Genomic DNA, 10,173 nt, shown 5'->3' with positions numbered 1-10,173 from the left:
ATTGGCATTTTGATTCCATTATTTAATGTTGTATATTCCATTTTCCGACTCTCCTTTTCAACTTTGTTTCTGACTATATTATATAATCTTTCCACTTTAACTGGAAGATTCTATTAGTTTTGCAGTATATACCTCATGGTTTATACTGCTTATTATTTTCTCAGACTTTACCAAAAGGTTTAAACTGCAAAACAAAGAGAATCTTCAATTTGGAATTTACATTTTCTATAATAAAAGAGAACTAAGAAACAACACGAAAGGAGTAAGCTACAATGGAATATGTAACACTTTCTAATGGCGTCAAAATGCCGATCATGGGATATGGCGTATATCAGGTAACAAAGGATGAATGTGAGCGTTGCGTCCTGGATGCGTTAAAAGCCGGATACAGAAGTCTGGATACCGCCCAGAGCTACTTTAATGAAGAGGAAGTCGGCAACGCAATTCAAAAATCAGGACTTCAAAGAGAAGAAATCTTTCTTACCACAAAAGTGTGGGTAGAACATTATGGTTATGATGCCTGCCGAAAATCCGTGGAAGAATCTCTGAAAAAGCTGAAAACAGATTATCTTGATCTGCTTCTTCTGCATCAGCCGTTTTCTGATTACTATGGAGCATGGCATGCATTAGAGGACTTATATAAAGAGGGTACTGTACGTGCGATCGGTGTATCAAACTTTTATCCTGACCGTCTTGTAGATATTGCTTCATTTGCAAATATCCGTCCAATGGTCAATCAGGTAGAAACACATCCTCACAATCAGCAGATTGAAGCAAAGAAATGGATGGATAAATATAACATTCAGATTGAAGCATGGGCTCCATTCGGAGAGGGGCGCGGCGGTCTTTTTGAGGAACCTGTATTAAAGGAAATCGGTGCAAAGTATGGCAAAACAAGTGCTCAGGTTATCCTGCGCTGGCATATCCAGAGAGGCGTTGTAGTCATTCCGAAATCCACACATTATGAACGTATGGTAGAGAATCTTAATGTATTTGACTTCACCCTCTCAGCAGAAGATATGGAAAAGATCACACAGTTAGACAAAAAGACAAGCTCTTTCTTCTCTCACTATGATCCGAATATGGTAGAATGGTTCGCAAAAATGGTAGAAGAGCGAAAAAACAACCACAAAAGCGAAACCGAAAAGAAAAACTGGTAATCAGTCACAAACATAGCTTTCATAAAATAACCGGAACATATTTCCCTGATATGTTCCGGTTATTTTAAGTCAAAGCGGATATTCGCAATCCGCTTCGCTACTTGCTCATAACCGAGTAGCTGCTTCACAGCTTGACTCGGTTAAAAAACAGATTTAATCTCTAATGATTTTTTCTCAGGAACAGACCAAGGTAATATCCGACTGCAATAAAAAGACCCATAACAGCAATATAATCTAACATAAAAAATATCAGTGGTTCTGTATAATCAAAGAAAACGAAGTGTTTTTTCAGGAACATATAGCTTCCAATCTGGCGTTTAATAAATGCATGGCATCCGTAGGCAGCAATTACTCCTGCCAAAATCCGGAATATATATTTTTTCTTTCCGGCAGGGAAGTGTATTTTCCTGTCAAGCATCTTGAGAAACATGTTCCAGTGTAGTCCCAGATGCAGAGACATCAGGATAAATCCCCAGTAGGCACAAAGCATATGAATATTTCTTGCCATATTTGCAACGCCTTTGATTTTTATAGCTGCAAATACATATTCTGACAACAGAATACCGCTTACCATGCTCCCGATCATACTGATAAAAATTGCTGCCACTAATATCGTCTGGAGGATACGGAATTTTGTATATTTTCCCTTGAACATATGGGCAGTCCATTTCCTGTTTAATATATGATGCAGGATAAAGAGTAAAAATATCTCTGTTCCAATCCATTCATGTGCTGCTCTTCCAACCAGTTCATAGGGCATCAGAAAAAGCAGTGCCGCTGTCATCAGTATATCTATGCATATTTTTAATTTTATTTTTGGTTTCATTTCAGGTTTACCCCATATTGTTTTCCCAGAACTCAACTGCATGATCCAGCCATCCTTCTGCGGCAGTACCTTCTCCCAGTCCAAAACCATGGGAAAGCCCTTTAAAGATTTCTATTTCTGCATTTGTACCGTTGGCTTTTATCCTGTTGATTCGCGTAGACATGGTTTGGTATGATGCAATGCCATCACTTGTTCCTACACATGCGTAAGTTGGCGGCTCTTCTCCTGTAATTTCTGAAAGTCCCGTATACTGCATGATCACTGCTGTTGGTGCGGGATATTCTTTTTCACCAAATGCAGAAGTTCCATAAGTGCCTACCCATGCTGCCATTCTTGCTCCGGCAGAACCACCCCACAGAGAATAATCATCCGGATCCACCTGAAGTTCTTCTGCATGATCTGAAATAAAGGCAATTGCCTTTGAAAGATTCCTCACAGGCAGTCTGCGCTCCTGGACGATAGATCAGAGCAAACGCATTGTATCCCTTTTTTGATAATTCTAGTGCATGCGGAAAACTATCCTGCATTCCGGCAACATACATAAATCCTCCGCCTGCATTTAAAACAGCAAACTTCTCTCCCGGATCTCCACGGAAAAAGAACAGTCCTGTCTCCTCTTTTTCCGGGTCTGCTGCCTTCTCTTCATCTGTATAAATGTCATAAAAAATCTGTTCATCTCTGGCAGCCTGATTTTTCATATAATTTGCAATTTCCACAGTTTTGTCCGGATTTACTTCACTGTACCATGGAAGGATTTCCTCTACATCTTCCAGTTCCAGGCTATTGTCAATCTGTATATCTACCGGAAAGATCAGGCGTCCATAACTTCCAAATGCCGGATCATTTATTACATCCTGAACTTTGGTATGGCGGTCATAAACAGTTTCTCTTTCTTTTTTCGTGTTCATCTTATTTCCAGTGTCCTCTTTCCCTGCCGAATCCTGTTCACTGCCTGCAACGATAACGCTGCAGGCAAACAGAACATAAAAACAAATTACTAAAATCTCCACAAAATAACATCTCTTTTTTCTGTGCATTTCTGATACCCCAGATTTTTATACATTCCCTGAAGATTTCCAGGATTTCTTCATGTGTCATTTTTTTATAACTTCCAACTGACAGATTACAGGAATCTGCAATTTCTCTCAGATCAATATCCTCCGTAACTCCAAGCTCTTTCAGACTGGTCGGAAGTCCAATCTCTCTGATAAAATCTGCCAGCGCATTTATTCCTGCTTCTGCCAGTGCTTCATCAGTCATATCACCTCTTCTGATTTGCCAGACATTTTCTGCGAAACGGACGAATTTTTTCAGACCATATTTATAAATATGTCGATAATAAACCGGATGCAACACTGCAAGTCCCTCTCCATGATTACAGTTTGTAAAAGCTCCAATCTGATGTTCCATCTGATGACATTCAAAATCACACTTTTTACCAAGCTTGATGACACGGTTTTCTGCCATAGTTGCGTCCCACATAAGATTACTGCGTGCTGTATAGTCTTCTGGATTTTTTATTGCCACACGAAGATTCTGGATTACATTTCTCATCAATGCTTCGGAAATATCATCAGATACATTGCTTACGTCCGGTTCACTGAAATATGTCTCCATGATATGCGACAAGATATCAAAACTTCCGGAAACCATCTGTCTGACAGGAACTGTATAAGTATACTCCGGATCCATTAAAGCAAATTTCGGATTACATTTCGGGTAATCCCGACCTGTTTTTACTTTCAGTCCTTCGTTTGTAATCACGGCTCCGCCGTTACATTCGCTTCCTGTTCCTGCGACAGTGACGATCACCCCGAGAGGTAACGGTTCAAAATCAATAATTCCTGGCTTTGCCCAGTATTCTTTCCAGATATCTTTCTTACTGATAGCAGCAAGGGATACTGCTTTGCAGCAGTCCATAACTGAACCACCGCCAATTCCAAGAATCCAGTCTACCTCATTCTCTCTGGCGATCTTTGCCCCTTCCAAGACTTTTTCATAAGTAGGATTTGCCATGATTCCGGAAAATTCGATCACAGTTTTTCCTGCTTTTTCAAGAATACTCGTCACTTCTTCATAAATACCATTTTTCTTAATGGAACAGCCGCCATACGCGAGCAGAACTCTTTCTCCAAATTTACCGGCCCAACAGGAAAGATATTCTTTCACGCATCCTTTTCCAAAAAATACTTTTGTAGAGTTTTCAAAAATAAAGTTATTCAATTCCAAATTTCCTCCTTTTTACTGCCTGGTTCATTTATTATGAATCAATACTTTATGAACATTCTCACTATTCTATTATAAAAAAAATGAGACTCCGGCAGAAGTCTCATTTGGTTATGCACTATATACTTTTGGTTATAAGTCTCTGGTTCTTTCAATGGCATCCAGAACTTTTTTAACTTTTCTGGAGGGTTCCTGGGAGTACAGAAGTCCGAAGGGAATTCCGTAATTCCAGTTTACGGGAATAATCTTCATAAGGGGATGAATACTCTCCCAACTCTTTACAGCAAGCAAAACATCATTACTGTTTTCGCAGCGGTTAAAAGTTTCCATATTGTAAAAATCAAAATCCACAATCTGTATTTCCGGGTGATGTTCCCAGAGATCATCTCTTAGAATATCTATATATTCACTCCATCCCCTGTGGATCAGCATAAGATTTTCTCCATACAAATCCTGGATTTCCAGGTATTCTTTCTTAGCAAGACGGTGATGGATAGATACTGCACAGCAGAATTCTTCTCTGCTGATCTCTATTCCTCTGCATTTACGAAGATCCAGCAGTGTATCATCAAAAATCCCTGCAACTACATCAATATTCTGTCCAAGATTGCCAAGGATTTCTCTGGCATTTTCCGGAGTATTTTCAAACGGGATCAACTGAAACTTTATCTCTGGATAAAGTTCCTGTATTTTGGGAAATAAACTGCCAAAAATCTGCGGAGGTGTCATTGGTGAAATACCTACACGAATGACTTCTTTATCGCCTTGCATTGTATTTTCGGCTCTGATCAGAGATTCTTTACTGTATTGAATAATATACTTGGCATCTTTATAAATAGATTTTCCCGCTTCTGTCACAATAAGTCCCCTATGGGTACGGTCAAATAACTGCAGATTCAGACTGCTTTCCAGAGAATTAATCTGTTTGATCACTGCCGGTGCTGTAATAAACAGTTTTTCTGCTGCCTTACTGAAGCTCCCTGACTCTACAACACACAAAAAAGTTTCAAGCTGAGGATTATAAAGCATATATATTTCTCCTTGATAAAAACATTTTTACTGTTATAATGTAATTATAGTACCCGGTTGTTACTACCGGGGATGCCGCACGATTTCCCTCTATATTATCTATCTTCGCACTGATTAACCTTTGTCCACGGCTGCTTTTACAGCGTCAGCAGTCTTATCCTCATCAATAAACCAGATTCCAAGACCAAGGTGTGGAATTTTCACTCCATTATTCAATACAATACTGTCATCAAACATTTCCTTCAGCTTCCTATTGTAATTTCCCATATTCTTCATCACTTACCGGTTCAAGCCATTCATTGGAACTATTTTCGCCCGGAACTTCTATTGCCAGATGTGAAAACCATTCATTCGGTGCTGCGCCATGCCAGTGTTTCACTTCTGCCGGAATATTGATGCAGTCGCCTGGCTTCATTTCTACAGCTTCTTTACCTTCCACCTGATAATATCCTCTTCCGGCAACGCATACCAGAATCTGTCCGCCTCCACTTTTTGCATGATGGATATGCCAGTTATTTCTGCATCCTGGTTCAAATGTCACATTGAAAATTCCAACCTGAGATGTAGAGATTGGTGCAAGAAAACTTCTGCCAGAAAAATACTGTGCAAAGCCATCGTTTGGTTCACCAATTGGAAATACCATCTCTTTTGCATGCGCCCGCATCGCTTCCTCTTCGTATGGCAAATCTCCTTCGCCTGTTTCCCACACTTCCTTTGCAAGATTGAAAACAGCCCATGCTTTTGGCCAACCTGCATAGAATGCGACATGTGTGACCACTGCAGCAATCTCTTTTTGTGTCACACCATGATTTTTTGCATTTTGAAGATGATATCTTAAAGAAGAATCCGTAATTCCGGAAGCCATCAGAGCAACCACTGTGATAATGCTTCTTGTTTTTACATCGATGTCCTGGTTATTCCAGTTTTCGCCGAAAAGTACATCATCGTTAAAATGTGCAAATTCCGGTGCGAATTCACCAAGTGTATTTCTCCCTGCTGTCTGTACTATTTTTCCCATATTCTGTATACCTCCATAACGCTGTTATTTATAAAGAGTTTACCCATTCAGTGATTTCCTGTTTCGTTCCACAATTTAACAGTCTGCCTTCTGTAATAACTGCGTCTGATGCAGATGACTGCAATTCTTTCACAGTGTTCCCAAATCCACTTCCTCCGGATGTTGCAAAAAGCACAATCTTTTTACCACTGAAATCGTAAGCTTCTAAAAATGTATTGATGATTGTCGGAGCCACATACCACCAGATTGGGAATCCCAGAAGGATTTCGTCATAAGAACTCATATCCATCTCTTTTTTCATAATCGCCGGTCTATATTTTTTATCACTCATTTCCACACTGCTTCTGGATTTTTTATTCATCCAGTCAAGATCAGGCTTTGTATATGGAACTTTCGGCTCAATCTCAAACAAATCCGCTTTTGCTTCCTCTGCGATCATCTGTGCTACTTTTTTTGTTGTTCCGCTTGCACTGAAAAATGCCACTAATTTTTTACTCATAATAAAAAGCCCCTTTCTATACGTATTTTTCACAAAAAATAGATGTATAAGATTTACATTCATCTTACACATCTATTTTAAGCTCTATCGCTTCATTATGTCTAATGCTTATATTGAATTTTGTTTTATGCCTGAAAAGCATTAATCTCCTCGATCATTTTACGGACTGCCAAAGAATATGGGATATTCCGTCGCCAGGCAATCACCGTACTGGTCGTGATTTCAGGAGAAATTCTTCGCTGTACAAGAATATCCTCTCGCCAATACTTTACAGCACCCTCAATTGAAATTGGATACCCCAGTCCATTTGCCGCCATAACTCCGGCATTCGTTCCAAGATTACTCGTAAAAGCAATCTGTAATTTTGAAAAGTCTTTACCAAACCAGTTGGCAAGTTCACTTTGAACGTTCATTCTTTCCGGCAGGATCAAGGGCTTTCCAATAAGATCTTCTTTTTTTATAAACTCTTTTTCTGCCAGCGGATCATCCGGCCGCATTCCGACACACCAGTGATCGCAATCTGTGATCCGGATATAATCCAGCCCTTCGGTGTCCACCGGCTCCATGAATAATGCAATATCTACAAGTCCTTTGTTCATCATCTCATACACTGCATCTGCTGTTGCAGTATGCAATACAATCTGAACCAGCGGATATTTTTCTTTATATGTTTTACATATCTTCGCCAATGTCTCCACTGCTGCAAATTCACCGCATCCAATGGTTATCGTGCTCTCTACAACCTCTTCTTTTCCTTTCAGTTCCTCAAGCGTCCTTTCCTCAAGATTAAGAATCTCCAAGGCACGCCTTTTTAATAAAATTCCTTCATCAGTGAGCGATATTTTCTTCCCGTTTCGAATAAATAATGTTATTCCCAGGTCCTCTTCAAATGCCGCCATTTGTCTGGATAGCGTTGGCTGGGTAATATGCAATTGTTCTGCTGCTTTTGTAAAGCTCTGTTCTTTTGCTACTGTTAAAAAATAGCGTAATAATCTTAATTCCATATCTTTATATTCCTACAAATTTTTCTTGTAACCATTCTATCATATTGCATCCCAGACATATCTGCACAAAATACTGTGGGTTATTTTTGGGTTATTTTCTAACCGCCTATGCCCTTCAGACTGTGATTTTACTGGCTTTTGGGCGAAGCTTTCAAAGAGTGCCGTGGCATATAAATAGTATTTTTATCATTGTTCTTATAACGCCTCTTCCTTTTCCACTATTATAGCTGATCGTACTTGGCCGCACTCCCTTTTGCCTTATCTACCGGATACTTTGCTTCATTCTGTGACATCTTCATATTTATGATTTCATCTGCATCCAGTTCCAGTTTGTCTAACAGATTCTGACTATAAACCAAAATATCCGCCAATTCCTCCTTGACATGTTGCAGATCATATTCTTCATCAGACCACTGAAAACACTCTAATAACTCTGCTGCCTCAATTACGATTGATTTTGCAAGATTTGCCGGCGAATGAAACTGATCCCAGTTTCGATCTTCTGTAAATTTTCTAATTCTATCTATTGTTTCATACTTCATAATTAAATACTCCTTTATTTTGCTACTTCTAACAATGCTTTCTGACAAAGTGAAATTATTCAGTTCAGCATTTTTAATCATCAACACTATTTTATACATGCAGATTTTTCTGCATCTCTTCTTTAAATTCTCTTCCTTTAAACAATATCACTGCTACAAGAAACAGGAAACATATTAACGCTCCAAACATACTTACTGTTGGATTTTTCACCACTTTGCATAAGAGTAAGATTCCCGGAAGAATCAATCCGTATCCGGCAGCCATAATTTCGTAAATAAGATACTCTCGCACAGGGCATTTCCGCACCTTAGCGGTTACAAACATCGCTGTAAGTGTAGATACACTCATGATCGGCAGCACAAGATCTACAGACCAACTGTGCCAACCGGTCAGTGCATCCCATATAAAGCAGATAATAGTACCGATAAAAAGCTGCCACATCGCATTTTTCAGCAGGTTATAGCGTTTAAAAAATCCAATCGATGAGGCAATCCACATTGTCACAACGCCTCCGGCTGTGAATAAGGTCCAGCGAATTCTAGGATGGAAATTATACTCCGTAACAAGCATTGCTGCAACAATTGCAATACACAGAAAGCTATAAATTTTATAGACTTTCATTTCCTGTTCGCTTGGCTCATCTGTCTTTGGAAATTCAGGTTTTACTTTTTCAGATGCAATTCCCTGTTCTTTTAACAAGCGATAAAAATTACGTTCAATGTTCACTGTGTCGTATCTGGATGTAAATGCAAATGATAATTTATCCTGAAAAGAACACAAACACAATTCAAACTTAGGAGTGTTTGTGTACACACCAAATCGTTCAATATAAGGCACATAACTCGCATGCATTTTAACCGCACTCATATTAGAGAAGATTGCTGTCGTGTTCTTCTCTGAATATTTTGCCCCGGCCTGAATACATAAATTTTTCAATTCCAAAGGTGCAAGCCTCAGAATCGGATGCAGTTCCAAAGCAAGCAACTCGCTGATATGTGCTGACATCTTTTCTTTTGTCAGCTCTGTCTCAAAAAATTCTTTTGTATATTTCAGTATTGCCTCAAAACTTTGATCTTGTGTAGTAAAATTATATCCCGGCTCAATCCAATTAAAAAAATTCAGCATCGATAAAGACGGGAAAAACTTTCTTAAGTTAACCGGAACCATTAACACGACCGGCTTTTTCTTTTGCATTTTAGACATTTCTTCATTTATTGCCATCATAAATAATGCTGTCAAAAAGACTGTCATAGATACTCCGAGTTCCCTGCTCCGCTTCAATACTGCCTGAACTGAAACAACAGATTCATGGACGTGCAGATGATTTCCATCTTTCTTTTTTCTCCGTATCTGGAAAGCATGTAGTTTTCTTTTTTTCGGTCGTTTCTGATCTTTTGAATAATATTTCAAAAAACTATCAACTTCTTGATCTTGTACCGTCATATCTTCTGGTAACAATGAAACTGGTTCTAATCCATTTACTTTGTGAATAAGATAGAGATAATTTTTTACCAGTTCTTTTAAAAATTCTGTCGCTCCTGTGCCATCTGTCAATACATGGAATACTTCGAAGTTGATTCGTTTTTTATAATAGGTTACTTCAAAAAGCAGTGTCTTCTTATCCTTTATATAGAGTCTACTACAAGGCTCTTTGTACTCTTCCTTTACAATCGGTCGTAAATTACATGGCTCAAGATAATGCCAGAATAATCCTTTGCGAAGCACCATTAAAAACGTAGGAAATATTTCTATTGTCTGATTCAATGCTTCCTGCAAAACGTCAGGATTTACTTCTTCTTTCAATTCGCAGTAAAAACGAAACACTCTCGTATCTTTTTTATTACTGGCAGCAGAATATAATTTTGCTG

General features: G+C 38.8%; 12 protein-coding genes. 1 reads left to right on the top strand and 11 read right to left on the bottom strand.

What is annotated here, in order from left to right:
* The first annotated feature begins 272 nt into the window (after positions 1-272).
* Complete coding sequence (locus AC075L_RS09960; RefSeq protein WP_118409438.1) at positions 273-1,160, top strand: aldo/keto reductase; 888 nt, start codon at positions 273-275, stop codon at positions 1,158-1,160.
* 160 nt (positions 1,161-1,320) lie between these two features.
* Here the strand turns inward: AC075L_RS09960 and AC075L_RS09955 are convergent, their stop codons facing one another.
* From AC075L_RS09955 to AC075L_RS09905, 11 genes are all read right to left on the bottom strand, one after another.
* Complete coding sequence (locus tag AC075L_RS09955; RefSeq protein ID WP_118409458.1) at positions 1,321-1,986, bottom strand: DUF4405 domain-containing protein; 666 nt, start codon at positions 1,984-1,986, stop codon at positions 1,321-1,323.
* Between the two features lie 7 nt (positions 1,987-1,993).
* On the bottom strand, positions 1,994-2,422 hold the full coding sequence (locus AC075L_RS09950; protein WP_476387592.1) for an alpha/beta hydrolase: 429 nt from the start codon (positions 2,420-2,422) through the stop codon (positions 1,994-1,996).
* The gene (locus AC075L_RS09945; protein WP_476387591.1) at positions 2,352-2,996 is read right to left on the bottom strand and encodes a hypothetical protein; all 645 of its coding nucleotides are present in this window, start codon (positions 2,994-2,996) and stop codon (positions 2,352-2,354) included. The genes AC075L_RS09950 and AC075L_RS09945 overlap by 71 nt, the downstream gene beginning before the upstream one ends.
* Positions 2,932-4,209 carry an iron-containing alcohol dehydrogenase gene (locus AC075L_RS09940; RefSeq protein ID WP_476387590.1) on the bottom strand — a complete coding sequence of 426 codons (1,278 nt, stop codon included), beginning with the start codon at positions 4,207-4,209 and terminating at the stop codon, positions 2,932-2,934. The genes AC075L_RS09945 and AC075L_RS09940 overlap by 65 nt, the downstream gene beginning before the upstream one ends.
* A 135-nt stretch (positions 4,210-4,344) precedes the next feature.
* Positions 4,345-5,241: a LysR family transcriptional regulator gene (locus AC075L_RS09935; protein WP_118409440.1), complete on the bottom strand. Its 897-nt coding sequence runs from the start codon at positions 5,239-5,241 to the stop codon at positions 4,345-4,347.
* A 114-nt stretch (positions 5,242-5,355) separates the two neighbouring features.
* Positions 5,356-5,508 carry a hypothetical protein gene (locus AC075L_RS09930; protein WP_243099534.1) on the bottom strand — a complete coding sequence of 51 codons (153 nt, stop codon included), beginning with the start codon at positions 5,506-5,508 and terminating at the stop codon, positions 5,356-5,358.
* Positions 5,492-6,259: a carboxymuconolactone decarboxylase family protein gene (locus tag AC075L_RS09925; protein WP_118409441.1), complete on the bottom strand. Its 768-nt coding sequence runs from the start codon at positions 6,257-6,259 to the stop codon at positions 5,492-5,494. Before AC075L_RS09925 ends, AC075L_RS09930 begins: the two co-directional genes overlap by 17 nt.
* A gap of 28 nt (positions 6,260-6,287) precedes the next feature.
* Complete coding sequence (locus AC075L_RS09920) at positions 6,288-6,758, bottom strand: flavodoxin (RefSeq protein ID WP_026648204.1); 471 nt, start codon at positions 6,756-6,758, stop codon at positions 6,288-6,290.
* A 125-nt stretch (positions 6,759-6,883) separates the two neighbouring features.
* Entirely contained in the window at positions 6,884-7,762 is an 879-nt protein-coding gene (locus tag AC075L_RS09915) for a LysR family transcriptional regulator (protein ID WP_118409442.1), read from the bottom strand.
* Between the two features lie 221 nt (positions 7,763-7,983).
* Complete coding sequence (locus AC075L_RS09910; protein WP_118409460.1) at positions 7,984-8,304, bottom strand: nucleotide pyrophosphohydrolase; 321 nt, start codon at positions 8,302-8,304, stop codon at positions 7,984-7,986.
* Positions 8,305-8,395: 91 nt separating this feature from the next.
* A partial coding sequence (locus AC075L_RS09905) for a DUF6320 domain-containing protein (RefSeq protein WP_476387589.1) occupies positions 8,396-10,173 on the bottom strand: 1,778 nt, incomplete at its 5' end.

The organism is Blautia sp. ZXY-1-B12 (genome assembly GCF_056339915.1).
The sequence above is the reverse complement of the archived record's forward strand: the minus strand, read 5'-3'. Positions and strand labels throughout refer to the sequence as shown.

What these genes read in the sequence shown, in the direction of transcription:
- AC075L_RS09960 (WP_118409438.1), top strand. Translation starts at nt 273, where the DNA reads ATGGAATATGTAACACTTTCTAATGGCGTCAAAATGCCGATCATGGGA.
- AC075L_RS09955 (WP_118409458.1), bottom strand. Translation starts at nt 1,986, where the DNA reads ATGAAACCAAAAATAAAATTAAAAATATGCATAGATATACTGATGACA.
- AC075L_RS09935 (WP_118409440.1), bottom strand. Translation starts at nt 5,241, where the DNA reads ATGCTTTATAATCCTCAGCTTGAAACTTTTTTGTGTGTTGTAGAGTCA.
- AC075L_RS09930 (WP_243099534.1), bottom strand. Translation starts at nt 5,508, where the DNA reads ATGGGAAATTACAATAGGAAGCTGAAGGAAATGTTTGATGACAGTATT.
- AC075L_RS09925 (WP_118409441.1), bottom strand. Translation starts at nt 6,259, where the DNA reads ATGGGAAAAATAGTACAGACAGCAGGGAGAAATACACTTGGTGAATTC.
- AC075L_RS09920 (WP_026648204.1), bottom strand. Translation starts at nt 6,758, where the DNA reads ATGAGTAAAAAATTAGTGGCATTTTTCAGTGCAAGCGGAACAACAAAA.
- AC075L_RS09915 (WP_118409442.1), bottom strand. Translation starts at nt 7,762, where the DNA reads ATGGAATTAAGATTATTACGCTATTTTTTAACAGTAGCAAAAGAACAG.
- AC075L_RS09910 (WP_118409460.1), bottom strand. Translation starts at nt 8,304, where the DNA reads ATGAAGTATGAAACAATAGATAGAATTAGAAAATTTACAGAAGATCGA.